Source organism: Streptomyces sp. NPDC001513 (assembly GCF_042894695.1).
Lineage (GTDB): Bacteria > Actinomycetota > Actinomycetes > Streptomycetales > Streptomycetaceae > Streptomyces.
In genome coordinates this window covers 152,265-176,916 of the sequence record NZ_JBIAVU010000013.1, presented here as the reverse complement: position 1 = coordinate 176,916, position 24,652 = coordinate 152,265, and the positions used below count along the sequence as shown (strand labels likewise).

The 24,652-nt window shown below is 72.8% G+C and carries 23 protein-coding genes and 3 tRNA genes; 14 read left to right on the top strand and 12 right to left on the bottom strand.

The window, feature by feature from the left end; all coding sequences use genetic code 11:
- Positions 1-63: 63 nt before the first annotated feature.
- On the top strand, positions 64-951 hold the full coding sequence (locus tag ACFYZ4_RS27995; protein ID WP_351291091.1) for an NAD(P)-binding domain-containing protein: 888 nt from the start codon (positions 64-66) through the stop codon (positions 949-951).
- 17 nt (positions 952-968) lie between these two features.
- Here ACFYZ4_RS27995 and ACFYZ4_RS27990 read toward each other — a convergent pair whose 3' ends face one another.
- The 3 genes from ACFYZ4_RS27990 to ACFYZ4_RS27980 all read right to left on the bottom strand — a co-directional run bounded on the left by ACFYZ4_RS27990 (position 969) and on the right by ACFYZ4_RS27980 (position 3,393).
- Positions 969-1,805, bottom strand: coding sequence for an EI24 domain-containing protein (locus ACFYZ4_RS27990; protein WP_390785139.1), 837 nt, complete (start codon positions 1,803-1,805; stop codon positions 969-971).
- A gap of 78 nt (positions 1,806-1,883) precedes the next feature.
- Positions 1,884-2,306 carry an organic hydroperoxide resistance protein gene (locus ACFYZ4_RS27985; protein WP_030011104.1) on the bottom strand — a complete coding sequence of 141 codons (423 nt, stop codon included), beginning with the start codon at positions 2,304-2,306 and terminating at the stop codon, positions 1,884-1,886.
- 64 nt (positions 2,307-2,370) lie between these two features.
- Positions 2,371-3,393: an NADP-dependent oxidoreductase gene (locus tag ACFYZ4_RS27980; RefSeq protein ID WP_351291086.1), complete on the bottom strand. Its 1,023-nt coding sequence runs from the start codon at positions 3,391-3,393 to the stop codon at positions 2,371-2,373.
- A 95-nt stretch (positions 3,394-3,488) separates the two neighbouring features.
- Here ACFYZ4_RS27980 and ACFYZ4_RS27975 point away from each other — a divergent pair, with 95 nt between their 5' ends.
- A complete protein-coding gene (locus ACFYZ4_RS27975; protein WP_390785138.1) occupies positions 3,489-3,914 on the top strand; it encodes a MarR family winged helix-turn-helix transcriptional regulator in 426 nt (141 codons plus the stop codon).
- Between the two features lie 50 nt (positions 3,915-3,964).
- On the opposite strand, the gene ACFYZ4_RS27970 is transcribed toward ACFYZ4_RS27975, so the two are convergent.
- On the bottom strand, positions 3,965-4,675 hold the full coding sequence (locus tag ACFYZ4_RS27970; RefSeq protein WP_390785137.1) for a hypothetical protein: 711 nt from the start codon (positions 4,673-4,675) through the stop codon (positions 3,965-3,967).
- Positions 4,676-4,753: 78 nt separating this feature from the next.
- On the opposite strand from ACFYZ4_RS27970, the gene ACFYZ4_RS27965 reads away from it, so the two are divergent.
- A complete protein-coding gene (locus tag ACFYZ4_RS27965) occupies positions 4,754-5,326 on the top strand; it encodes a hypothetical protein (protein WP_390785136.1) in 573 nt (190 codons plus the stop codon).
- Here ACFYZ4_RS27965 and ACFYZ4_RS27960 read toward each other — a convergent pair.
- Positions 5,323-6,033: an esterase/lipase family protein gene (locus ACFYZ4_RS27960; protein WP_390785135.1), complete on the bottom strand. Its 711-nt coding sequence runs from the start codon at positions 6,031-6,033 to the stop codon at positions 5,323-5,325. The two genes, ACFYZ4_RS27965 and ACFYZ4_RS27960, sit on opposite strands and share 4 nt — an antisense overlap.
- Before the next feature lie 211 nt (positions 6,034-6,244).
- Here ACFYZ4_RS27960 and ACFYZ4_RS27955 point away from each other — a divergent pair, with 211 nt between their 5' ends.
- From ACFYZ4_RS27955 to ACFYZ4_RS27945, 3 genes are all read left to right on the top strand, one after another.
- Positions 6,245-7,282 carry a rod shape-determining protein gene (locus ACFYZ4_RS27955; RefSeq protein ID WP_030711274.1) on the top strand — a complete coding sequence of 346 codons (1,038 nt, stop codon included), beginning with the start codon at positions 6,245-6,247 and terminating at the stop codon, positions 7,280-7,282.
- Positions 7,279-8,880, top strand: coding sequence for a GAF domain-containing protein (locus tag ACFYZ4_RS27950; protein ID WP_390785134.1), 1,602 nt, complete (start codon positions 7,279-7,281; stop codon positions 8,878-8,880). Before ACFYZ4_RS27955 ends, ACFYZ4_RS27950 begins: the two co-directional genes overlap by 4 nt.
- A gap of 123 nt (positions 8,881-9,003) precedes the next feature.
- Entirely contained in the window at positions 9,004-9,693 is a 690-nt protein-coding gene (locus ACFYZ4_RS27945; protein ID WP_390785133.1) for a hypothetical protein, read from the top strand.
- A gap of 16 nt (positions 9,694-9,709) precedes the next feature.
- Here the strand turns inward: ACFYZ4_RS27945 and ACFYZ4_RS27940 are convergent, their stop codons facing one another.
- The gene (locus ACFYZ4_RS27940) at positions 9,710-10,144 is read right to left on the bottom strand and encodes an Lrp/AsnC family transcriptional regulator (protein WP_351294733.1); all 435 of its coding nucleotides are present in this window, start codon (positions 10,142-10,144) and stop codon (positions 9,710-9,712) included.
- Positions 10,145-10,213: 69 nt separating this feature from the next.
- On the opposite strand from ACFYZ4_RS27940, the gene ACFYZ4_RS27935 reads away from it, so the two are divergent.
- Both ACFYZ4_RS27935 and ACFYZ4_RS27930 read left to right on the top strand, forming a co-directional pair.
- Positions 10,214-10,972, top strand: coding sequence for a LysE family transporter (locus ACFYZ4_RS27935; RefSeq protein ID WP_390785132.1), 759 nt, complete (start codon positions 10,214-10,216; stop codon positions 10,970-10,972).
- Positions 10,973-11,041: 69 nt separating this feature from the next.
- Positions 11,042-12,388, top strand: a complete 1,347-nt coding sequence (locus ACFYZ4_RS27930; RefSeq protein ID WP_390785131.1) for a carboxyl transferase domain-containing protein — start codon at positions 11,042-11,044, stop codon at positions 12,386-12,388.
- Here the strand turns inward: ACFYZ4_RS27930 and ACFYZ4_RS27925 are convergent.
- Positions 12,385-13,455, bottom strand: a complete 1,071-nt coding sequence (locus ACFYZ4_RS27925; RefSeq protein WP_390785130.1) for an esterase-like activity of phytase family protein — start codon at positions 13,453-13,455, stop codon at positions 12,385-12,387. The genes ACFYZ4_RS27930 and ACFYZ4_RS27925 overlap by 4 nt on opposite strands.
- A gap of 487 nt (positions 13,456-13,942) precedes the next feature.
- Entirely contained in the window at positions 13,943-15,205 is a 1,263-nt protein-coding gene (locus ACFYZ4_RS27920) for an MFS transporter (protein ID WP_390785129.1), read from the bottom strand.
- 215 nt (positions 15,206-15,420) lie between these two features.
- On the opposite strand from ACFYZ4_RS27920, the gene ACFYZ4_RS27915 reads away from it, so the two are divergent.
- Entirely contained in the window at positions 15,421-16,578 is a 1,158-nt protein-coding gene (locus ACFYZ4_RS27915; RefSeq protein ID WP_351298752.1) for a glutamate--cysteine ligase, read from the top strand.
- A 64-nt stretch (positions 16,579-16,642) separates the two neighbouring features.
- Here the strand turns inward: ACFYZ4_RS27915 and ACFYZ4_RS27910 are convergent.
- The 3 genes from ACFYZ4_RS27910 to ACFYZ4_RS27900 all read right to left on the bottom strand — a co-directional run bounded on the left by ACFYZ4_RS27910 (position 16,643) and on the right by ACFYZ4_RS27900 (position 17,057).
- Positions 16,643-16,716: transfer RNA gene (locus tag ACFYZ4_RS27910), tRNA-Ile, on the bottom strand.
- A gap of 190 nt (positions 16,717-16,906) precedes the next feature.
- Positions 16,907-16,979: transfer RNA gene (locus ACFYZ4_RS27905), tRNA-Asn, on the bottom strand.
- A 5-nt stretch (positions 16,980-16,984) separates the two neighbouring features.
- Positions 16,985-17,057, bottom strand: a tRNA-Asn gene (locus tag ACFYZ4_RS27900).
- 145 nt (positions 17,058-17,202) lie between these two features.
- On the opposite strand from ACFYZ4_RS27900, the gene ACFYZ4_RS27895 reads away from it, so the two are divergent.
- From ACFYZ4_RS27895 to ACFYZ4_RS27875, 5 genes are all read left to right on the top strand, one after another.
- A complete protein-coding gene (locus tag ACFYZ4_RS27895) occupies positions 17,203-17,502 on the top strand; it encodes a YtxH domain-containing protein (protein ID WP_351596772.1) in 300 nt (99 codons plus the stop codon).
- 98 nt (positions 17,503-17,600) lie between these two features.
- Positions 17,601-19,058 (top strand): FGGY family carbohydrate kinase, encoded by a 1,458-nt coding sequence (locus tag ACFYZ4_RS27890; protein WP_351298758.1) that lies wholly within the window; start codon positions 17,601-17,603, stop codon positions 19,056-19,058.
- Positions 19,059-19,223: 165 nt separating this feature from the next.
- Positions 19,224-20,957, top strand: a complete 1,734-nt coding sequence (locus tag ACFYZ4_RS27885; RefSeq protein ID WP_351298761.1) for an ABC transporter ATP-binding protein — start codon at positions 19,224-19,226, stop codon at positions 20,955-20,957.
- Positions 20,954-22,876 (top strand): ABC transporter ATP-binding protein, encoded by a 1,923-nt coding sequence (locus tag ACFYZ4_RS27880; RefSeq protein ID WP_351298764.1) that lies wholly within the window; start codon positions 20,954-20,956, stop codon positions 22,874-22,876. The genes ACFYZ4_RS27885 and ACFYZ4_RS27880 overlap by 4 nt, the downstream gene beginning before the upstream one ends.
- A gap of 78 nt (positions 22,877-22,954) precedes the next feature.
- Positions 22,955-23,470, top strand: a complete 516-nt coding sequence (locus ACFYZ4_RS27875) for a GNAT family N-acetyltransferase (protein ID WP_351298767.1) — start codon at positions 22,955-22,957, stop codon at positions 23,468-23,470.
- Positions 23,471-23,560: 90 nt separating this feature from the next.
- Here ACFYZ4_RS27875 and ACFYZ4_RS27870 read toward each other — a convergent pair whose 3' ends face one another.
- Complete coding sequence (locus ACFYZ4_RS27870; RefSeq protein WP_384352018.1) at positions 23,561-24,628, bottom strand: RNA polymerase sigma factor; 1,068 nt, start codon at positions 24,626-24,628, stop codon at positions 23,561-23,563.
- Positions 24,629-24,652: the final 24 nt, after the last annotated feature.

Below are 24,652 nucleotides of genomic sequence, written 5' to 3'. Positions count from 1 at the left end.
GGTAACCACCCACTCCAAAGTGCGTACTTGAGCGCCTCACAGCCTGCCAGCAGGCTAAACGCCATGACTGACAAGACACCTCAGCACTCGCTCACCCTGCTCGGACTCGGCGACATGGGCACCGCCCTCGCCCGGACCTGGCTCGCCGCCGGGCACCGCCTCACCGTATGGAACCGCACCGCCGCCAAGACCGGGGCACTGGCAGCGGAAGGGGCCCTCGTCGCGGCGAGCCCCGCCGAGGCCGTCGCCGCGAACGGGCTCGTCGTGGTCTGCCTGCTGGACGACGCCTCCGTCGGGTCCACCCTGGACGGCATCGACCTGACCGGCAAGGACGTGGTGAACCTGACCACCGGCACCCCGGCCGAGGGCCGGGCGCGGGCCGCCTGGGCCGAGGAGCGCGGGGCCCGGTTCACGGACGGCGGGATCATGGCCACGCCGACGATGATCGGCGTCCCCGAGGCCGGCGGGTACGTCTTCTACAGCGGCTCGCGCGCGCTCTTCGACACCCACCGGGCGGTCCTGGAGGTCCCGGCCGGGGCCCGCTTCGTCGGCGAGGACGCCGGTCACGCCGCCCTGCACGACGTGGCCCTGCTCAGCGCGATGTGGGGGATGTTCGCCGGCATCTCGCAGGCCTACGCCCTGATCGAGGGCGAGGACATCGCCCCGAAGGACCTGGCTCCGCTGCTGTCCGAGTGGCTCGGCGCGATGGGCTTCTTCGTCGGCAACGCCGCCGAGCGGCTGACCTCGCGGGACTTCACCTCGGGGGTCGTGTCCAACCTGGCCATGCAGGTCGCGGGCAGCGGCACCATGCTGCGGACCGCCGACGAGCAGGGCGTCAGCGCCGAGCTGATCTCCCCGTACGTGGACCTGCTGCGGCGCCGGCTGGCCGCGGACCCGGCCGCCCACGGCGGGGAGGACACCGTCGGGGCCCTCCTGCTGCTGAAGCGGTAGGGGGGCGGGCGGCGCGGTTACGAGTACGCGGGCGGCGGCGGTCCGAAGCCGGCCGGCGCGGACGGGTCCTGCGGCGCGGCCGGGCCGGCCGGCGCCGCCCCGGCGGACGGGGTCTCGTCGACGGCCATGAGGTCGCGCGCCATCAGCGTGGCCCCGGCCACCGCGCCCGGCATCAGCAACACCGCGACCAGCGGGACCAGGAACGCCAGCACCAGCGGCAGGCCGAAGCCGAGCACCAGCATCCGCCGCGAGCGCATCAGCGCCAGCCGCTCGGTCAGGTCCACCTTGCGCCGCTGCAGGGCGACGGCGGTGAGCTCCTGGGTCAGGAAGTACCCGGAGACGCAGAACCCGAGTACGGGGACCACGGTCTGCCCGACCACCGGGACGAAGCCGAGGGCGAAGAGCAGGATCCCGTACAGCAGGACCCGTCCGAGCACCTTCACGCTGTCGCGGGCCGAGATCCACAGCTCCCGCCAGAGCGGGAGCCCGGACCGCGGGACCTCGCCGCCCTCGCTGCGGTCGACCTGCTCCGAGAGGGACTCGTAGAAGGGCTGGCCGATCAGCAGGGTCACGGCGGTGAAGGTGATCACCGCGAGGAAGAGCCCGAGGCCGAAGACCAGCGCGGTCAGGAAGCCGCGGAAGAGCCCGGTCCACGGTGTGGACCAGTCGTCGGCGAAGGGGGTGGCCCAGGCGGTCAGGTCGTCGGCCCCGTAGCCGAGGCCGATCAGCGCGCCGGCGTAGAGGACCAGGGAGACGAGCCCGGGCAGCAGCCCGAAGCCCAGCCACCGGCCGTGCCGGAACACCCATCGCTGGCCGGCCAGCAGATACCGGAAACCCCCCGCAAGATCACGCATGGGGCCAGTTTAAGGCGGCCGTCCACGGCGAAGGCCGCCCCCCGGTCCGGGGGGCGGCCTTCGCTGAGCGGTGCCGGATCAGACGGCGAGCTCGACGGTGATGTTGCCGCGGGTCGCCTTGGAGTACGGGCAGACCTCGTGGGCCTTCTCGATGAGGTCCTTGGCGGTGGCGGCGTCCACGTTCGGGATCACGGCGGAGATCTTGACGATCAGACCGAAGCCCTCGTCGTTCTTGCCGATGCCGACCTCGGCGGTGACCGTGGAGCCGGAGATGTCGGCGTTCACGTTCTTGGCGACGACACCCAGGGCGCCCTGGAAGCAGGCGCTGTAGCCAGCGGCGAACAGCTGCTCCGGGTTGGTGCCGGCGCCGCTGCCGCCGAGCTCCTTCGGCGGGTTCACGACGACGTCGAGCTGGCCGTCGTTGGTGGCGACGCGACCGTCACGGCCGTTCTCGGCGGTGGCGACAGCGGTGTAGGCGACGTCGGACTGCTGGATGGACATGTAAGGAAATCCTCCTGGTAATCGCCGTGAGTCGCGCCCACGATCACGACGGTGTGCAGTGAGCCTAACCGGTGAAGGAAACGATCATCTTTCCGGTGTTCTCGCCGCGCAGCATGCCGAGGAAGGCGGACGTCGCGTTCTCGACGCCCTCGACGACCGTCTCGTCGTACCGGAGCTCACCGGACCGCAGCCATCCGGCGACGTCCTGGACGAACTGCTGCTGCAGCCCGTTGTGGTCGTTGACGAGGATGCCCTGCAGGCGCAGTCGCTTGCCGATGACCTGCATCAGGTTGCGCGGGCCGGGGGCGGCCTCGGTGTCGTTGTACCCGGCGATCGCGCCGCACAGGGTGGCGCGGCCGTGCACGTTCATCGAGGAGATGGCGGCCTCCAGGTGGTCACCGCCGACGTTGTCGAAGTAGACGTCGATGCCGTCGGGGGCCGCGGCCGGCAGCTGCTCGGCGACGGGGCCGTTCTTGTAGTTGAAGGCGGCGTCGAAGCCGTACTTCTCCGTGAGCAGCGTCACCTTGTCGTCCGAGCCGGCGGAGCCGATGACCCGGGAGGCGCCCTTGATCTTGGCGAACTGGCCGACGAGGCTGCCGACCGCACCGGCGGCGCCGGAGACGAAGACGGAGTCGCCCTCCTTGAAGGAGGCGACCTCGAAGAGGCCGGCGTAGGCGGTCAGGCCCGGCATGCCGAGGACGCCGAGGTAGGCGGAGAGGGGGGCGAGCGAGGCGTCCACCTTGACGACGTGCGCGGCGTCGAGGTCCGCGTACTCGCGCCAGCCCAGCATGTGCAGGACGTGGTCACCGACGGCGAAGCCCTCGGCGGCGGAGGCGACGACCTCGCCGACCGCGCCGCCCTGCATCGGCTCGTCCAGCTGGAACGGCGGGACGTAGGACTTCGCGTCGTTCATCCGGCCGCGCATGTAGGGGTCCACGGACATGTGGAGGTTGCGCACGAGGATCCGGCCGGCGGCGGGCTCGGCGGACACGGGGGCCTCGCGCAGGGCGAAGTCCTCGGCTACGGGCCAGCCCTGCGGGCGACGGACGAGGTGCCACTCGCGGCTCACGGCGGGGATCTCAGACATGGTGCGCTCCTGGTAAGAACGAAATTGGTTCACTAGGTGAAACAACCATGCGCCTGGATATTTCATGTTGTCAAGTAAATGGGTAAGCTGGATCCATGCCCAGTCGTCGCGCAGACCCAGTGACCGTCGAGGTCGTCGAACTCATCGGCGACGTCGTGGCCCGCTACCACATGGAGTACGAGCACGCGGCCGCCAGCCACCAGCTGACCGGTGCGCAGGCCAGGGTGCTCAACATGCTCTCCCTGGAGCCCACGCCGATGCGCCGCATCGCGCAGAAGCTGAGGTGCGAGCCCTCGAACGTGACCGGGATAGTCGACCGGCTGGAGACGCGCGGCCTGGTCGAACGGCGCCCGGACCCGACCGACCGCCGGGTCAAGCTGGCCGCCCCCACCGAGGAGGGGCTGCAGACCGCGGAGCGGCTGCGCGAGTCGCTGGACTTCGCCCGCGAACCGCTGGCCGGACTGTCCCCGGCGGAGCGGGCGGTGCTGCGGGACCTGCTCAAGCGGATGCTCGGCGGCTAGTCCCGTCCGGGTGCCCGGCCGGCCCGGCCCGATCGGCGATGTGCCCCTGGTCAGTCGCCCCAGCAGAGCATGCCCAGGAAGCCGCAGTCCTTGGGCGGCGTGGGGCTGGGCGTCGGAGGGGGCGGGGTCGGCGTCTGCGCGGAGCCGGTGATGCTCTGGGAGGGCTTGCCCGACGCACTGGGGCGTACGGATCCCCCCGGGCCGGGGGTGCCGGTGGGCGGCCCCGACGTCACGGGCGCGGGCGCGGACGAGCTCGGACCCGGCTGGGCGGCGCCCCCGGAGGGTGCCCCCGACCCGGACTTCTTCGTGCTCGCGGGTGTCTTGGCGGTGGCCTTCCCGGGCCCCGTGGGCGCCGCGACCGTCGACCCGTCCGGCAGCGGCGCGGGCTGCTGCGGGCCGTCGTCGGTCAGCACCACGGTGGCGGCCCGGTCGGCGCGCTGCCCGTCGGTGGCGATGTGGGCCACCGCCAGCGAGCCCCCGAGCGCGATCGCCAGGCCGAGCCCGATGGTCAGCACGGTGCGGCGGCGTCTGCGGTGCGTGGCCCGGCGGCGCGCGCCCTGCCTGCGCTCGTTCGGGGCGGACAGCTCGACCAGCGAGTCCGCGTACAGGTCGGCCAGGACCGGCGGCGGCTCCGGGGCCGGCGCCGCGGGGGCGGGCACGGCTACGGGCGCGGCGGGTACCAGGTACTCGGCGGGGGTTCCGCATCCGGCGCACGCCAGTGCGCCGTTGAGGTGCCTCCGGCATGCGTGGCAGTAGTTCATGGCGCCCGCAGGCTACGTGGTCGGCGGCAACATCCGTATTCCGAGAACGTAAGGATCCTGTGTGGAATCGTTCCTTCCATGACTTCCTTCGGTCCCACCGCCTTCCAGTTGGTGCTGTTGCGGCGGATGTCGGATTTCCAGCCGGATCTCGCCGACGAGGCCCGCCACCGGCTCGGCGCCTCGCTCGCGGACCAGCGGGAGGCCAACAAGCACTGGCAGGCGATGGTCCGATCGCCCCGCTCCCGCGGCGCCCTGGCCCGCTACCGCTCGGTGCTCGGCCCGCCGGAGTCCGCCGAGCGCCGCACGATCGGCGATCTGGAGTGCGAGGCCCTGCTGTGGCCGCTGCCGCTCTGGCCCGATCTGCGCTTCGAGGTGCTGGCCGCGCCGGACGGGGCGGTGTGGAACGAGTGGCTGGTACGCGCCCCGGGCGCGCGGGGGCCCGTACTGGAGTCGCCGGACGACCTGCTGCCCTGGTCGGCGACGGTGGACGAGGTGGCGCGGGCCTTCGCACCGGTCCGGCCGATGGAGGGCACCGCCCCGACCCGCTGGCGCCTCGCCTTCGCCGCGCGGGGCAGGCCGTGCGTGGCGGAGTTCACGTACGGCCTGCTCCAGCGGGTCGCGGTGGACGAGGCGCGGCCCGGAAAGACCTAGGAGGCGAGGAAGGCGCGGACGCCCGCCGAGGTGGCGTCGTCGCCGAGCAGGTCGTTGTGCTTGAGGCAGCCGACGGGCGTGTTGGCGGCTCCGGTGAGCGGGACGCTGTCGTCCGGGTTGATCACCTCGTCGCAGGGGGACCAGAAGGTCGCGTACTTCACCGCGCCCGGGGTCTCGTCCCCGCCGTTCAGGTTCTTCACCACGTACGACCCGGGGGTCATGTCCCGGCAGGCCTGGTCCCACAGGGCGCAGGCCCACGCGGTGGAGGTGCCCCGGTTGGGGCCGGCCAGCGAGACCCAGTGGTCGACGGTGGCGGTGCCGCCGCCGAACTTCACGTACCAGCGGCTCACGAGCGAGCCGAAGGAGTGCGCGACGACGTCGACGCGGGCGGCGCCGGTGTCCCGGCGGACCTGGTCGACGTAGGCGCCGAGCCGTCCGGCGAGGACCTCGTTGACGGACTGGTGGGTGTCGTAGCCCCAGGAGAAGAGCTCGGAGTCGGCGTACCCGGCGGCGCGCAGGTCACCGCGCAGGGCTCCCCAGACGCCCGGATCGGCGTTGTAGCCGTGCACGAAGATCACCGGATTGCGCGATGACGCCCGGTCAGGGGCGGGGGCCGGGACCCGGTCGGCGGCATGGGCCGGGAAGGGCGCCCACAGTGCCAGGCAGAGCGTCAGGAGTGCCGGCAGTCTCTGTCGGGCCGTCAGCATCGGGTCCCCTTTACCTTGTTACGCGCGGGTAGCGCGTGCGGTGCGGGCATGGTGCTGCCTGTCGGTACAGAAATCCACCCCCATGCAGGCGCGGCGCAGCCCCGGCCGGAGCAGCCCAACGGGCGGTTAGACCCAAATGTCCGAGATGATATGAAAAGTGACCGGCATTTCCGTCGGTCCGCTTGCGTCAGCGCTCTCGGGAGGATCTGCCGTGACCGTCAGTCTTGAGCAGTTGCGCCGCTGCCACGTCGCCGTCGACCTGGGGGCGGCGAGGACCCGCGTGTACGTCAAGGGCGCCGGCCTCGTGGTCGACGAACCCAGCGTCGCCGCGGTCAACACGCGCACCGGCGCACTCATCGCCGTCGGAACCTTCGCCGAGCGGATGACCGGCCGCACGCCCGACTACATCCGGGTCGTACGCCCCGTCTCCGGCGGCACCGTCGTCGACATCGAGATGGCCCAGCGGATGCTGCGTCACCTCCTCGGCGAGAAGCTGCGGCGCGCCCTGCGCCGCAAGCCCCGGCTGCGGGCCGCCGCCTGCACCCCGCACGACGCGGACCCGCTGGCCCAGCGGGCCACCGTGGAGACCCTCGTCGGGCTCGGCGCCCGGCGCGTCGAACTGGTCGACACCCTGATCGCGGCGGCCGTCGGCTGCGGACTGCCCGTGGAGCAGCCGACCGCGACGATGATCATGGTGTGCGGGGCCGCGGCCACCCAGGTCGCCGTCCTCTCCCTCGGCTCGATCGTGACCGCCGAGCGGATCCCGGTCGGCGGCGAGGCCATCGACCACGCGGTCGTCCAGCACCTGCGGCACGCGCACGAGCTGATGCTGCCCAGCCAGGCCGTCCGGCCGCTCCAACTGGCCCTGCACGGCAACGGCATCACCGCCGAGGGGCCCGCCTCCACCCTCATCCACGGCCGCGACGTGGCCACCGGACTGGCCCGCTCCGTCCACGTGGACACCGCGGCCGTACGGGACGCCATCCACACGCCGCTGACCGCCGTGCTCGACGGCATCGGCAAGGTGCTGCGGGACTGCCCGCCGGACCTGGTCGCCGACCTGACGGACCGGGGGATCATGATGGTGGGCGGCAGCGCCCTGCTGCCGGGCCTGGACCAGATGCTGCGGGACGCCACCGGAATGCCCGTCGCCATCGCGGAACGGCCGGACGTGTGCGCCGTACTCGGTCTCGGCGCGATGCTCGAAGGGAAGATCGCCCCCATGGTCCTCAACCCGCTGGCCGAATGACGCGCTCCGGGCAGGAGCCCGAGAAAGGCCCCGGCGGACAGCCGGACAAGGGACCCGACGAGGAGGGGGCGAGCCTCCCGGTACTGCTGGAGGCCGTCCTCAGCGTCGGCTCCGAGCTGGAACTGCACGCCACCCTCCAGCACATCGTGGACTCGGCCGCCGAGCTGTGCTCGGCGCGGTACGGCGCGCTCGGGGTCGTGGACCCCGAGCGCGCCCGGCTGACCGGACTGTTCACGGCGGGGCTGACCGAGGCGGAGCGGGCCGCGATCCCCCGCCTCCCGGACGGGCACTCCGGGCTGCTCGGCGTCCTCGTCGGCGACCCGCGCCCGCTCCTGCTGGACGACCTCACCCAGGACCCACGGGCCGCCGGATTCCCGCCCGGCCACCCGCACATGCGCAGCTTCCTGGGCGTCCCGATCCGGGTGCACACGGAGGTCTTCGGCAACCTCTACCTCACCGAGAAGCGCGGCGGCGGCCCGTTCACCGACGAGGACCTCGCCCTGGTGCGCGTACTGGCCTCGCAGGCGGGCATAGCGATCGGCAACGCCCGGCTGTACGAGACCGCGCGCCGCCGGGAGCGCTGGATCGACGGCGCCGCCGCCGTGACCACGACCCTGCTGGCCGGCCGCCCGGCGGCCGACGCCCTGATGTGCGTGGCGGAACGGGCCCGGCTGCTCGCGGACGCCGCGGCCGGCGTGGTGCTCCAGCCGACCCCCGAGGGCGGCATGGAGATCGTCGCCGCCTCCACCCACGGGGACCCCGGCGACCTGGTCGGCACCGCGATCGCCCCCGGCAGCCCGGTCCTCACGCAACTCCTCGGCGGCGAGCCGGTCTTCATAGAGGACTCGGCGACGGACCCCCGGATGACCACGCACGTGCGGGAACGATTCGGCCCGAGCATGATGCTGCCCCTCCAGAGCGGCGGCCAGCTGATCGGCACCCTGGCCCTGCCGCGCGCCCGGGGCGGCCCCCCGTACGACGCGGTGGACCGGCTGCTCGCCTCGCAGTTCGCCTCCCAGGCCGCGCTGGCCCTCGTCCTCGCGGACGCCCAGCACGACCGGGAGCAGCTCGCCGTGTACGAGGACCGCGACCGGATCGCGCGGGACCTGCACGACCTCGTGGTCCAGCGGCTCTTCGCCACCGAGATGATGCTGGAGAGCACCCGGCGGCGCGCCGCGAACGCCCCCTCCGGAGACACGGTGGGCGACGAACTCAGCCGCGCCGTCGACGAACTGGACTCCACCATCCAGGAGGTCCGCACGGCCATCTTCGCCCTCCAGCAGCCGCCGACCGACGCCCCGACGACCTTCCGTGGGCGGATCCTGCGCGAGACGGGCGGGGCGGCCGTCCTGCTCGGCTTCCAGCCGTCGGTGCACTTCGCGGGCGCGGTGGACGCCCTGCTGCCGGATCCGGTCGCGGGCGACCTCCTGGCCGCCCTGCGCACCGCCCTGGCCGCGGCGCACCGGCGCAGCGGGGTCACCTCCATCGAGGTGAGGGTCGACGCGACCCCGTCCCGCGTCCGGCTGACGGTGGCGGACGACGGCAGCACGGAGTCGGGCACGCGGGGCACGTCGGCGACGTGGGAGTCGGCGCTGTAGGAGGCCCGGCGGGGCGGCTGCCGGATCTTACCAATTCCTGACGTCCCCCTCCGGGACGTCCGTACGGCCCCGTCCGCGCCTAGCGTGATCGGTGACCCCGAACACCACTGGACAGGCAGAGAAATGACTGTTGAGACGCTTGCCGTCTGCTCCTACCCGGATTGCACGCACCCGGTCGAAGCGCCCACGCCCGCCAACCCGGAGCCCCACTACTGCGCCCACCCCGAGCACAACGCGCTGGGTGCCTTCCGCAAGTTCCGTGCCGCACGGCAGCAGCGCAAGGAGGAGAAGCGGCTGGCGTCCGAGGCGAAGAAGGCGGCCAAGGCAGGGCCCGACCCGGCCGAGAAGGCGATGGAGGCCGTACGGGACGGGGGCGAGGCCCGCGACCAGCTCATCGCCCTCATGTCCCGGCTGGCCACGGACCTGCCGGTCTACGTCGAAGAGCTGGCCGTCATCACGGACTCGGCCGCCGCCGAGACGCGCATCGAGACCGTCACCAAGGCCGCGGCCCAGCGGACCCTGGCCGCCGAACAGCGCACCGCGCTGGCGGAAGAGGCCGCGGAGACGGCGATCGCCGAGCTGGACGAGGCCAGGCAGGGCTTCGAGGAGGAGACGGAGAGGATCCGCCGGGAAATGGCGCAGCAGGTGGCCGACGCCGAGTTCGTCCGCGCCGAGCTCGAACGCTGCCGCGAGCGGGTCTGCCAGTTGGAGGAGCGTCTCGACACGGTGCGCGAGGAGGCCGACACGGCCCGCCGGGAGCGCGGTGACCTCGCCCTGGAGATCGAGCGGCACCGCGTCGCGCACAAGGCGTAGGAGGGGAGCCGGGGGCTCAGGCCGGGCGGTTGGCGGCGCGGAGGGCGAGCCGGGTGTTGGACTGGGCCACGCCCGCCTCCCGTTTCAGCCGGCGGAGCAGCCCGTCGAGGGCGGCGGGGTCGGCGGCCCGGGCGCGTACGAGGTAGTCGTGCTCGCCGGTCACGTGCACGGCCTCGGTGATCCCCGGGAGCTTGGCGACCTTCCGCTCGAACTCCTCGTTGGTGGTGTCCTGGCGCAGGGTGACGTCGATGAAGACGACGAGCCCGCCGGCGGTGTCGGCGGCCGGATCCACCACGACGGTGAACCCGCGGATCACCCCCTCCCGGCGCATCCTCCGCACCCGGTCCGCGGTGGCGTTGGCGCTGAGGCCGACGCGGACACCGAGGTCCCGGTACGAGATCCGCGCATCCTCCTGGAGGATGCCGAGGATTTCCCTGTCTAGGCGGTCCATACCGCGATTCTCGCAGCCGGGCCCGGTATTCGCGCGCATCCGTCGGGTGCCGGGGCCGACCCTCGCCGTATGAACGAACTGATGACACCGGCCCTGGCGGGCGCGGTCGCGGGCCTGGGCGTGGCGATGCCGATGGGGGCGATGAGCGTCCTGCTGCTCCAGGAGGCCATGCGGCACCGCCGTACGGCGATGGCCGCGGCCGCGGGCATCGCCCTGGTCGACCTCGGCTACGCGGCCCTGGCCACCGCCGTCGGCCCCTGGGTGGCCTCCCACGTCTCCCCGATCGAAGCCTGGGTCCGCCTCACCTCCGCCGCCATCCTCCTGACCATCGCCACCCACGGCCTCACCCGCGCAGGCACAACTCCAGCCCCGCCGGGGGCAACTCCAGCCCCGCCGGCGTTTGAGGCGCGGGGTCCGGGGCAGAGCCCCGATCTTCCAGCCCCGCCGGCGTTTGAGGCGCGGGGTCCGGGGCGGAGCCCCGGCAACGGCGCGGCACCCGGCCCGGAAACCCGCACCGGCACGCGCCCCGCGGCAACGGCCTTCGCCCGCTACATCGGCCTCACCGCCCTCAACCCCACCACCGCCCTCTACTTCGCCGCCCTCACCACCGCCCAGGGCGCCACCCTCGACACCGGCCCGGCCGGAGCCGCCTTCCTCCTCGGCGTCGGCGCCGCCTCGCTCCTCTGGCAGCAGACCCTCGTCGTGCTCGGCTCGCTCGCCGGCACCCGCATCTCCGCCACCGCCCGCGTCTGGACCTTCCGCCTCGGCTACGGCCTGGTCGCCGCCTACGCCCTGAAGATCGCCTTCCCCCTCCCCTCCCTCGGGTGAGGCGGTCCGGGAGCGCCGCGGCGCTCATCCCCCCGGGCCCCTCGCGGAGCCACCCCCTAGGGTGACCCCGTGACGACGACCCGCCTCTCGGCCCGCGCGGCCATCGCCTCCGTGACCGACCCCGGCAGCTTCGCCGAACTCCCCGCCCCCCGAAGGGAGTCCCCCGCCGACGGTCCCCTGGCCTGGACCGGCTACGACGACTCCCGCGCCCGCGCCACCGGCCGTACCGGCGAGGACGAGTCCGTCGTCGTCGGCACCGCCCTGATCGGCGGCCGCGAAGCCACCGTCGTCTCCTTCGAGTTCGGCTTCCTCGGCGGATCCCTCGGCGAACGCACCGGAGACCGGCTCGAAGCCGCGTACGCCCACGCCCGCGAGCACCGCCTCCCCCTCGTCTCGCTCATCGCCACCGGCGGCTCCCGCATGCAGGAGGGCATGCTCGCGCTGACCCAGCTCCAGCGCGTGGCCCGCCAGAGCGTCCTGACCCGGGCGGCGGGCCTCCCCCAACTGGCCGTCCTGCGCGATCCGACCACCGGCGGCGGCTGGGCCACGCTCGGGGCCGGGGCCGACGTGGTCCTCGCGCTCCCCGGTGCGCAGGTCGGCTTCGCCGGCTCCCGGGTGCGCCCGGCGGACGCGGATCCGGCGGCCTACTCCGCCGAGGGCCAGTACGCCGCCGGCCACGTGGACGCCGTGGTGCCCGCCGCCGAGTTGCCCGGCGCCCTCGCCGACTGGCTGCGCGTACTGGCGGCGCCCCGCCCCGCCGGGCCCGTCGAGCCGCCGGCCGCACTGGCCGCCACGGCGCCGCCGGCCACCGGCTGGGACGCCGTCCGCCAGGCCCGTCACCCGGACCGCCCGCACGCGCCGGCGTACCTGGACGCGTACTTCGAACTCCGCCTGCCCCTCTCCGGGGACCGGGCGGGCGGTACCGACCCCGGCATGCTGTGCGGATTCGGGCTGCGGGAGGGCCGGGCCGTGGCCTACGCCGCCCAGTGCGGCACCGCCACCCGCCCGGCGGGCTACCGTACGGCGGCCCGTGTCATCCGCCTCGCGGACCGGCTCGGCATCCCCGTGCTCACCCTGGTGGACACCCCGGGCGCGGCCAACGACGCCGCCGCCGAACACGCGGGCGCGGGCGCGGCCATCGCCGACACCTTCGCCGCGGTGGCGGGCGCCTCGGTCCCGGTCACCACCCTGCTGATCGGCGAGGGCGGCTCGGGCGGCGCCCTCGCCCTGGCCGCGCCGGGCAACACCTGGGTCACCCCGGACAGCTACTTCTCGGTCATCGCCCCGGAACTGGCGGCGGCCATCCTCAAGCGCCCCCCGTCGGCCGCCCCGGCCACCGCGGACCAGCTCCGCATCCGCCCCCAGGACCTGGTGGCCCTGGGGGTCGCCCGCGGCATCGTCGGCACGCGGCCCTAGCGGTTGCGGCGATCCGGAAGCCGGACGTCCATCCGGTAGAGCCGCGTCACCTGCTGCGCCAGCTCGTTGTCGTCGCTGACCAGCAGGAGCCGTACCCGCCCGGAGCCTTCGTGGTCCGTCACCACCATGCCCTCGATGTTGTCCACCAGCGGATGGTTCTGCGGGAGCTTCGACGGCGCCCCGAGCGTCGGGCAGTTGTCGAAGTCGCCGAGCGCGGTCTTGCGGGCGACCCGCAGCCGCGGCCCCTCGGTCAGCGCGTCCACCTTCGAGGTGTCCGTCGCGCCCAGCGGGTCGGCGAGGTACAGCCGTGCGGTGATCTTGAACTGCTGGGTGAAGCCCCGCTCCAGGACGATCAGCCGGCCGTCGCGGGTCGGCGCGAGCTCGACGAGGCCGTGCCCGGCGTCGACCGGGTAGGCGTACTGGCGCCCCAGCCGGAAGTCGCCATGGCGATCCCGCTCCCAGGTCTGGATCCGCTGGAGGGTGCGTCCCTGCGCGTCCTTGCCGTCGCCGGCCAGCGGCCCCTCGACGCCCGCGACCAGGGTGTGCCCGCCGGGCAGCAGCGTCAGCGACTCGAAGGTCTGGTTCGCGGTGGCCCTCCCCTGCGGCGCGAGCCGGAACGCGTCCGGGACCGGCAGCGTGCCCAGCACCCTGCCGTCCCGCCCGTAGCGGCGGATCGCGGGGGCGAACTCGTCCGTGACCAGGTAGGACCCGTCCCGGTCGACGACGACGCCCTCCGAGTCGACGGCCTTCCCCGCCCCGTCCGTGAGCGGGAGCCGCGCCGTGGCCGCGGCGGTCGGGGTGTCCCCGCGCCGCACCTTCAGCGAGTACAGCGCCGACCGGTCGGACACGGCCGCGACCGTGCCGTCCTTGTCGACGGCGAGACCCGAGATGCCGCCGACGAGGCCCCCGTCGAGCGTCGTCTTGTCGAGCGCGTCGGAATAGCCCGCGACGGAGAGGTACGGCGAGCAGGCCCGGTTCTCCTTCGGGGCCGCGACGGCGGGCGGCACGAGCATGCCGGAGAGCGCGGCGGCGGCGGCCGCGGTGGTGGCGAGCGTACGAAGGCGCATGAAGGCCTTCCTCCTGGTTCGACGGACACGATTCGACTTCCGAACTGTCATATGCCGAATCGAAAGAAAGAGGAAGGCCGTGCAACGCGATGGCAACGAACCGGCCAACTCCCCTTCACATCCGGCCGGATCGGGCGAACCGCGCCGGGTAGCAGCCGGGCCGGTTGGGGCGGGGTCGGGTGTGTGCCGGAGCGATCCCCGCAGGGCGCCGAACACAACAAGGCTCCGCACTCCGACCCCTCGACACGTTCGGCGCCCGAGGAGACGTCCCGGCGCGCGCCCGGCCCCGGCACAACCGGCCCCCACCCCGACCCCGCCCGAGCGGCGCAGCCAACCGTTGCCCGGCCTCGGCGCAGCCGGCCCCCCGAAGCCCGGCCAAGCGGCGCAGCCGAGCGGCGCCCGGCCCCGGCCCAACCGGCCACCCCCAAAGCCCGGCCTGAGCGGCGCAGCCGGACCATACGGCCCAGCGGTCCCAGCGGCCCGGCGGCTAGGCCTGCGGCGACCCCGCGTCGTACCGCGCGAAGTTCCGCCACCGCAGCGCGAGCAGCCCCAGTACGAGTACGCACGCCAGCCCCCCACCCGTCACGGCGAGCCCCGGGGAGGTCAGGTCGGCGGTGCTGCCGGCGATGAAGTCCCCGAGCCGGGGCCCGCCCGCGACGACCACGATGAACACGCCCTGGAGGCGGCCCCGCATCTCGTCGGGCGTGGCGGCCTGGAGCATCGTGCTGCGGAACACCATCGAGACGGTGTCCGCGGCCCCGGCGAGGGCCAGGAAGAACAACCCGAGCCACAGGTTCCGGGTGAGTCCGAACGCGGCGATGGCCAGGCCCCAGCCGGCGACGGAGAGCAGGATCGCCAGCCCGTGCCGCCGGACGCGGCCCTGCCAGCCCGAGAACAGCCCGCCCATCAGCGCCCCGGCGGCGATCGCGGCCACCATCAGGCCGACCGTCTTCGCGTCGCCGCCGTACCAGAGCACGGCGGCGGCCGGGAACAGCGCCTTCGGCTGCGCCAGCACCATGGCGGACAGGTCGGTGAAGAAGGTCATCCGGATGTTGGGCCGGGTCCCGAGGAAGCGCAGTCCGTCGACCACGGAGGCCCGGCCCCGCGCCTCCTCGGCGCGGTCGGGCTTCATCGACGGCAGCCGCCACATCGCGTAGAGCGCGGCGGTGAAGGTCACCGCGTCGATCAGGTACGCCGTCTGGTAGCCGCCGACGGAGACGATCAGCCCGCCCAGCGCGGGCCCGACCATCGTCCCGAAGGTCATGGTCACGGAGTTCAGGGCATTGGCGGCGGGCAGCTGCTCGGCCGGCAGCAGCCTCGGGATCATCGCGGACCGCGCCGGTCCGGTGAGCGCCCCGCACACCGCCTGGAGGGCGACGACCCCGTACAGGAACCAGACCCGGTGGTAGTCGAGCAGCGCGGCCCCGGCGAGGGCGACCGAGAGGGCGGCGGCGCCGAGGGAGCTGTAGAGGCCGAGCTTGCGCCGGTCCACGGTGTCGGCGATGGCGCCGCCGTAGAGCCCGAAGACGACGAGCGGGACGAGCGAGAACAGCCCGACGAGCCCGACGGAGAAGCTGGACCGGGTGATGTCGTAGACCTGGAGCGAGATCGCGAGGGCCGTCATGGCCTGGCCGACCCAGGAGATGGTGCCGCCGACCCACAGCCGCCGGTAGTCCGCGGACGTGCGCAGCGGGGTGAGGTCGGCGAATATTCGCCGCCGGGGGCGGGTGGGAGCGGTGATCGGGGGCACAGGGGATCCTAACCGTCGGCCGTTCGGAGCCCCGAGGGGTTATCGGGTGGCTTCACACTCCGGCAACAGTCGCCCCATCCGGCCCCGCGGTCCCGCCGCGGATGGCCCCTTGCCGGTAACTCGCCACTATCACCGGACATTTGACTGAATCGACGTGCGCTCCTCACCTCGTGTTCAGCTCATGATGAAAAGACTCGTATGTCCAGGGAGGCGTAGTGATCGAACCTGGCAACAGCACCACGAGCACCGGCACGACGCGGAAAACGGGGCGCCCCACCGTCCCCCTCACCGTCGGCGTCGAGGAGGAGTTCCTGCTCGTCGACGCCCGCACCTTCCGGGTGGTCCCCGCCGCCCCGCTGGTCCTTGCGACGGCCGGCGGGCTGCCGGGCGAGCTGCACCCCGAGGGCACCCGCTACCAGGTGGAGATCTCCACTCCGATAGCCCATTCCGCGGCCGCGCTGCGCACCGAACTCGCCGCCCTGCGGCGCACCCTCGGCCGGGCGGCCCGCGCCCACGGCTGCCGGCTGCTGGCCGCGCCCTCGCCGGTGGTCGCCGTGGAGGGGCCGCTGCACCTGACCGACGACGAGCCGCGCCAGCGCGAGCAGCACCGCCGCTTCGGCGCGCTCACCGACACCCTGGTCAGCTGCGGCCGGCACATCCACATCGGCACGCTCGACGTGGACACCGCCGTGGCGGTGTCCAACCGGATCAGACCGTGGCTGCCCACGCTGATCGCCCTGGCGGCCAACTCGCCGTTCTGGGGCGGCCGTGACACGGGGCATGCCAGCTGGCGGGCGATGGCCTGGTCGGGCTGGCCGTCGGCGGGGCTGCCGCCGCACTTCACGTCGACCGCCCACTTCCGGCGTTCGGTGCAGACGCTGCTCGGCTCCGGGGCGGCCCTGGACATCAAGATGGTCTATTGGGACCTCCGCCCGTCCGGGCACTGGCCGACGCTGGAGATCCGGGCGCCCGACATGTCCCCGAACATCGACTCGGCGATCCTCCAGGCCGAACTGGCCCGCGCGCTGGTCTCCACCGCGTTGCGCGAGATCGAGGAGCGACGCCCCGAGCCGGCCGTACGGGACGACGTACTGCGCCTCGCCCGCTGGCGGGCCGCCCACGACGGACTGGAGGGCTTCGGGCTCGACCCGTACACGGGCACGGAACTCCCCGCGGCCGACCTCGCGGAGGCCCTGCTGGACCTGGTCGCACCGGACCTGGCCGCCGCCGGCGACCTCGACCACGCGGCCAAGACCCTGGCGGGCCTCCTGCGCGACGGCTCGGGCGCCCACCGCCAACGCGTGGCCTTCGCCCGCCGCCAGGACCTGACGGACGTACTGCGCCACCTCGCGGACGAAACGGAGGACTTCTAGCCCGCAGTGACCCACAACACGCCGAAGCCGCAGGTGCGATCGTTTCTGCACCTGCGGCTCGCAGTGGGGCGGGTGGGACTCGAACCCACGGCCGACGGATTATGAGTCCGCTGCTCTAACCGGCTGAGCTACCGCCCCTTCACGGCGTGGCGCGTACACGTGTGCGCGCCGTCTGCCGCAGCATAGCCGCTCATACGATCTCCTGCCTCGGATGCCTCGCATGATCGGCTTCGCCTGTTCAGAGAGACCGCGCCGAGGGCTGCCCGGTTCCAGGACGGGGCGACAAAGAAAAGAAGAGGACCCCGTGGGGCCCTCTTCTTCTTCCTTGCTCCCCCGGCTGGACTCGAACCAGCAACCCTCCGGTTAACAGCCGAATGCTCTGCCAATTGAGCTACAGGGGACCGCGCTCCCCCGACTGGACTCGAACCAGTAACCTGCCGGTTAACAGCCGGCTGCTCTGCCAATTGAGCTACAGGGGATTGCTGCGGTGCATCGAACAGCCCACCTCCGGCCTTGCCGGGGGGCGAGTGCCCGTTGCGAGTCATAGATTAGCGCAAGCAGGGGGGTGCTCCGCCAATCGGTATCGCCAGCGGGCCGGGCACCACACGACGAAGGGTGGCAGGCATGCGGTACAAGGTCACGTTCGTGGTCGGACTCGCCCTCGGGTACGTGCTCGGAACCCGGGCCGGGCGCGAGCGCTACGAGCAGATGAAGAAGTCCGCACGCGAGATCGCGCAGAACCCGGCGGTGCGCAACGCCGCCGAGACCGCGGGCCACACCGGGCGCGAGTACGCCGGCAAGGCCTTCGCCGCGGTGAGCGGGAAGGTCGGCGACGCCGTGCCGGCCTCGCTGGCCGGGCGGGTACGGGGACTGCGCGACCGCTCCGGCGGCGGCGAGGACGACTGGGGCACGAGCAACACCTGAGGCGTCCGGCGTCCGCCGCGCGGGGTTCCCGGGACCGGTGAGGTTCCGGGGGCTCCGCGACGGTCGAGACCGGCCCCGCGTGCGGCAGAATCCTCCACATGGGGATAGTCGCCGGGCTGGACAGCTCTTCCGCCTTCACACGCATCGTCGTCTGTGACGCCGAGACCGGCGCCGTGCTGCGCCAGGGGTACGCACCCCATCCGCAGCCCACGGGCGAACCCGACGGCGCCAGCCCCCACGAGACCGATCCACAGGCCTGGCTGCTCTCCCTCGGCGAGGCCGCCGGCGGCGGGCTCCTCGAAGGGGTCCAGGCCATAGGGGTCTCCGCGCAGCAGCACGGCCTGCTGCCGCTGGACCCGCAGGGCGGCCTGGTCCGCCCCGCCCTCGTCGGCAACGACAAGCGTCCTCAGGTCGCCGCCGTCGACCTCACCGAAGCGCTCGGCGGCCGGCAGGCCTGGACCGAGGCCGTGGGCTCGGTCCCGCACGCCGCGCAGCCGGTCGCGAAGCTCGCCTGGCTGGCCCGCAACGAACCCGAGGCGGCCCGCCGGGTGGCCGTGCTGATGTCCCCGCACGACTGGCTGGTGTGGCAGCTGCTGGGCCGGCCGGCCCGCCGGACCACCGACCGGGGCGGCGCCTCGGGCACCGGGTACTGGTCGGCGGCCTCCGGGTCCTGGCGGCCCGACCTGGTGGAGCTGGCGCTCGGGCACCGGGCGCTGCTGCCCGAGGTGCTCGGCCCGGCCGACACCGCCGGGACCACGCCCGAGGGGCTGCTCATATCCGCCGGCACCGGCGAGACGATGGCCGCCGCGCTCGGGCTGGGGCTGGGCCCCGGCGACGCGGTGGTCTCGCTCGGCGCCTCGGGTTCGGTGATGGCGGTGCACCACGAGGCGCTGTCGGAGCCGGGCGGGCTGATCACCTCCCTGGCCGACGCGACCGGCATGCACCTGCCCGTGGTGAACACCTCCAATGCCGTACGGGCCCTGCGCGGCACCGCCGAGCTGCTCGGCACCGATCTGGAGGGGCTGTCCGAGCTCGCGCTGAAGTCGACGCCGGGCGCGCACGGCCTCGTGCTCCTGCCGTACCTGGAGGGTGAGCGGACGCCGAACCTGCCGCTCACCGCCGGGACCCTGTCCGGGCTGCGCCGGGACTCGATGAAGCCGGAGCACCTGGCCCGGGCCGCCTTCGAGGGCATGCTCTGCGGGCTGGTGGACGCGCTCGACGTGCTGCGCTCGCGCGGGGTCGAGATCCGCCGGGTGTTCCTGCTGGGCGCGGCGGCCGAGCTGCCCGCCGTACAGGCCGCGGCTCCGGGGCTGTTCGGGACGCAGGTCGTCGTACCGGCGCCGGCGGACTACGCGGCGCTGGGCGCGGCGCGGCAGGCGGCCTGGGCGCTGGGCGTGGCGCAGGGAACGCTGTCCCCGCACACCCCGCCGGTCTGGCCGGCCCCCGCGGCCCAGGTCTTCGAGCCGGGTGAGGAGTTCCCGGCGTGGCAGGCGGTGCGCCAGCAGTACATCGCGACGCGTGAGCAGATCCACCCGGGGGCGTTCCAGGGGGCGTGAGGGGGCTCGGCCGGGTCCGGCTCGTCTTGGAGGTCCAGGGGGCCTAGGGCCGCGCCCGATGGCCTACTCCTTTTGACCGGCCTTTGCGAAATCCGCTGGGGATCGATGGGCCGGTTGGCCCAAGATGGGGTGAACCCCCTCGATCATGCCGACCGGAGCCTACGCGTGCTCATACGACTTCTGCGGACCCATCTGCGTCCGTACCGGAAACCCATCGCGGTGCTGGTCCTGCTGCAGCTGCTGCAGACCAGCGCCAGCCTCTACCTGCCCACCCTCAACGCCGACATCATCGACACGGGTGTGGTCAACGGCGACACCGGCTACATCCTCCGCTTCGGCGCCCTGATGCTCGGCGTCTCCCTCGTCCAGCTCGTCTGCAACGTCGGGGCCGTCTACTACGGCGCCCGGACGGCGGCGGCCTTCGGGCGGGACGTCCGCGCGGCCGTCTTCGACCGCGTGCAGAGCTTCTCCGCACGGGAGCTCGGCCAGTTCGGCGCCCCGTCCCTGATCACCCGTACGACGAACGACGTCCAGCAGGTCCAGATGCTGGTGCTGATGACCTTCACCCTGATGGTCTCGGCCCCGATCATGTGCGTCGGCGGCATCGCCATGGCGCTCTCGCTGGACGTGCGGCTGTCGGGCGTCCTGCTCGCCGTGGTCCCGGTGCTCGGGATCTCGGTCGGCGCCATCGTCTTCAGGACGCGGCCGCTGTTCCGCCAGATGCAGGACCGCCTGGACACGGTGAACCGGGTGCTGCGCGAGCAGATCACGGGCAACCGGGTGATCCGGGCCTTCGTCCGCGACGACTACGAGAAGGACCGTTTCCGCGAGGCCAACGCCGACCTGACCGGCGTCTCGCTGGCCTCCGGCAAGCTCCTGGCGTACATGTTCCCCACGGTCATCGTGGTCGTGAACATCTCCAGCGTCGCCGTCATCTGGTTCGGCGCGATGCGCGTCGACAGCGGCGGCATGGAGATCGGCCAGCTGACGGCCTTCCTCGCCTATCTGATGCAGATCGTCATGTCCGTGATGATGGCCACCTTCATGTTCATGATGGTGCCGCGCGCCGAGGTCTGCGCCGAGCGCATCCAGGAGGTCCTGGACACGGAGTCGAGCGTGGTCCCGCCCGCCGACCCGGTGCGCAAGCTGCTGCGCAGGGGCGTGCTGGAGCTGCGCGGCGCCGACTTCGGATACCCGGGCGCCGAGGCCCCGGTGCTGCGCGGGGTGGACCTGGTGGCCCGCCCCGGCGAGACCACGGCGGTGATCGGCTCCACCGGAAGCGGCAAGTCCACGCTGCTGGGCCTGGTCCCGCGGCTGTTCGACGCGACGGGCGGCGAGGTGCTGGTCGACGGGGAGGACGTACGCCGGCTCGACCCGGAGCTGCTGGCCAAGACGGTCGGCATGGTTCCGCAGCGGCCGTACCTGTTCTCCGGAACCATCGCCTCCAACCTGCGCTACGGGCGCCCGGACGCGAGTGACGAAGAGCTGTGGGAGGCGCTGGAGGTGGCGCAGGCCAAGGAGTTCGTGTCCGCGCTGGAGGGTGGCCTGGAGGCCCCCGTCGCCCAGGGCGGAACCAATGTCTCCGGCGGCCAGCGCCAGCGTCTGGCCATCGCCCGCACCCTCGTGCAGCGCCCGGAGATCTACCTGTTCGACGACTCCTTCTCGGCCCTGGACTACGCGACGGACGCGGCGCTGCGCGCGGCGCTCGGCCGCGAGACCGAGGACGCGACCGTGGTCATCGTCGCCCAGCGGGTCTCCACGATCCGCGACGCCGACCGGATCATCGTCCTGGACGAGGGACAGGTCGTGGGCGAGGGGCGCCACCACGAACTGATGGCCGACAACGAGACCTACCGGGAGATCGTGCTCTCCCAGCTGACGGAGGCGGAGGCCGCATGAGCGGGCCCGGAGGACGGATGATGACGGGGCCGGCCGCTCGGTCCATGGACTTCAAGGGCTCGGGCAAGCGTCTGCTGGGCCAGATCGCGCACGACCGCGCCAAGATCTGGGGCATGGTCGCGGCCGTGGTCGGCAGCGTCGGCTGCGCGGTGGTCGGCCCGAAGATCCTGGGCGAGGCCACCGACCTGGTCTTCGCCGGGATCGTGGGCCGGGAGATGCCGGCCGGGCTCACGAAGCAGCAGGCCCTGGACGGGCTGCGCGCGCGGGGCCAGGACGGCATGGCGGACATGCTCTCCGGCACCGACTTCACTCCGGGGCAGGGCATCGACTTCGGCGCCGTCGGGGTCGTGGCGATCTGGGCGCTGGTGGTGTTCACCCTGGCGGGCCTGCTGATGCTGGTCGCGACCCGGCTGTCGAACCACGTCATGAACGGCACCGTCTACCGGATGCGCGAGGAGCTCCAGGCGAAGCTGTCGCGGCTGCCGCTGTCGTACTTCGACCAGCAGAAGCGCGGCGAGGTGCTGAGCCGGGCCACCAACGACATCGACAACATCGGCCAGACGCTCCAGCAGACGATGGGTCAGCTGCTGAACTCGCTGCTGACCATCGTCGGCGTGCTCGTGATGATGTTCTGGATCTCGCCGCTGCTGGCACTGGTCGCGCTGGCGACCGTACCGCTGTCGATCTACGTCGCGGCGAAGATCGGCAAGAAGTCGCAGCCGCAGTTCGTGGCGCAGTGGAAGTCGACCGGGGCGCTCAACGCCCACATCGAGGAGATGTACTCGGGGCACAGCCTGGTGAAGGTCTTCGGCCGGCAGAAGGAGTCCGCGGCCGTCTTCGCCGAGCAGAACGAGGCGCTGTACCGGGCCTCCTTCAAGGCGCAGCTGGTCAGCGGCATCATGCAGCCGGTGATGTTCTTCGTCTCGAACATCAACTACGTGCTGATAGCGGTCGTCGGCGGGCTGCGGGTCGCCTCCGGCACCCTGTCGATCGGTGACGTGCAGGCCTTCATCCAGTACTCGCGGCAGTTCTCGATGCCGCTGACGCAGGTCGCCTCGATGGCGAACCTCGTGCAGTCCGGTGTCGCCTCGGCGGAGCGGGTCTACGAGCTGCTGGACGCGTCGGAGCAGGAGGCGGACGCCGAGGTTCCGGAGCGTCCGGAGGAGCTGCGCGGCCAGGTCACCTTCGACAAGGTGGCCTTCCGCTACGAGCCGGACAAGCCCCTGATCGACCACCTTTCGCTATCGGTCGAGCCGGGCCAGACGGTCGCGATCGTCGGCCCGACGGGCGCCGGCAAGACGACGCTCGTGAACCTGCTGATGCGGTTCTACGAGGTCACGGGCGGGGAAATCGCCCTGGACGGGGTGGACATCGCGAAGATGACGCGCGAGGAACTGCGCGGCGGCATCGGCATGGTGCTCCAGGACACCTGGCTGTTCGGCGGCACCATCGCGGAGAACATCGCGTACGGCGCCTCGCGCGAGGTCACGCGCGCGGAGATCGAGGAGGCGGCACGGGCCGCGCACGCGGACCGGTTCATCCGCACCCTGCCGGACGGCTACGACACCGTCCTGGACGACGAGGGCGCGGGCGTCAGCGCGGGCGAGAAGCAGCTGATCACCATCGCCCGGGCGTTCCTGTCGGACCCGGTGATCCTGGTGCTCGACGAGGCGACGAGCTCGGTGGACACCCGTACCGAGGTGCTGATCCAGAAGGCGATGGCGCGGCTCGCGCACGGCCGTACGTCCTTCGTGATCGCGCACCGGCTCTCCACGATCCGCGACGCGGACGTGATCCTGGTGATGGAGAGCGGCTCGATCGTGGAGCAGGGCACGCACGAGGAGCTGCTGGCCTCGGACGGCGCGTACGCGCGGCTGTACGCGGCGCAGTTCGCGCAGGCGGTCGCCGAGGTCGACTAGGCCCTGTCCGGGCGATCTTCGCGGGCCCCCGACGGACCCCGGGGGTCCGCGGCGCGACGCCGTCGTTAGCATGACGGCATGGCATTGGACGTGGTGATACGCCCGGCCCGGGCGGCGGACGAGCACGAGATCCTGGAGCTGCACCGCTCGGCATGGTCGCGCCTGAGCGAACCCGGCCCCAAGCGCCCGGCCGACGCGGCCGTCTTCGACGAGCGGCACCCCGTGGAGAACTTCCTCGTCGCGGAAGACGGCCGGAGGATCGTCGGGTACATCGCGCAGTCCCCGGCCAGCCCCATGGAGTCCAATCGGCACGTCCGTCACGTCCAGGGACTGGCGGTCCTCGAATCCGCCCGCGGCGGCGGAATCGGGCGGGCCCTCGTCGAGGCCGCCTGCGCCGCCGCCCGGGCCGGTGGTGCCCGCCGGATGACCCTGCGCGTGCTCGGCCACAACGAGCCGGCGCAGCAGCTCTACCGGCGGTGCGGCTTCGCGGTGGTCGGCGTCCTGCCCGAGGAGTTCCTGCTGGACGGGGCCTATGTCGACGACGTCTGGATGAGCCGGAGCCTGTCCGACTCCCACGAGCCCGCGCAGCCGTAGCCGCAGTCGTAGCCGTAGCCGTAGCCGTACGGGCAACGGGGCGGGGGCGCCTGGCGGGGCGTCCCCCCTTTCCGTTGGTCCGTTGGTCCGTCAGTCCAGGTAGCCCCTGAGCTGATCGGCGAAGGCGTGGTCACGGAGCTTGTTGAGGGTCTTGGACTCGATCTGGCGGATCCGCTCGCGGGTCACGCCGAAGATCCGGCCGATCTCCTCGAGGGTGCGCGGCCGCCCGTCGGCGAGCCCGTAGCGCAGCTGCACGACCTTGCGTTCGCGTTCGCCGAGGGTCGACAGGACCGCTTCCAGGTGCTCGCGCAGCAGGAAGAACGCGGCCGACTCCACGGGGGAGGCGGCGTCCCCGTCCTCGATGAGGTCGCCGAGGGCGACGTCGTCCTCCTCGCCGACCGGCGCGTGCAGGGAGACCGGTTCCTGGGCGAGGCGGAGCACTTCCATGACCCGCTCGGGGGTCAACTCCAGGTGGACGGCGACCTCTTCGGCGGTGGGCTCGTACCCGCGCTCCTGGAGCATGCGGCGCTGGACGCGCACGACGCGGTTGATCAGCTCGACGACGTGGACGGGCACGCGGATGGTGCGGGCCTGGTCGGCGAGGGCCCGGGACATCGCCTGCCGGATCCACCAGGTGGCGTACGTGGAGAACTTGTACCCGCGGGCGTAGTCGAACTTCTCGACGGCGCGGATGAGCCCGAGGTTCCCCTCCTGCACGAGGTCGAGCATGGTGAGCCCGCGGCCCACGTAGCGCTTCGCGACGGAGACGACGAGCCGCAGGTTCGACTCGATGAGCCGGCGTTTGGCCATCCGCCCCATGACGACGAGCTTGTCGAGGTCCAGGGCGAGCCGGGAGTCGAGATCGGGGGTGTTGCCGAGCTTCTCCTCGGCGAACAGTCCGGCTTCGACGCGCCGCGCGAGGTCCACCTCCTCGGCGGCGGTCAGCAGGGGGATCCTGCCTATCTCGCGGAGGTACTGCCGGAACAGATCGGCGGAGGGACCCGCTCCGCCCCCGCCGTCGCTGTTGCTGCGCCTGCGCGGCGCGGGCACCGGATCGATCAGCTCCAGTACCTCGGGCTCTTCGTCCACGGCCTTGGCCTCCGAGGACTCGCTCACGTTCACGGTCAGGGTCCGGGTCTGCACGGGGGCGACCTCCAGGGCTCCGAGGACGGGGGCACCGCC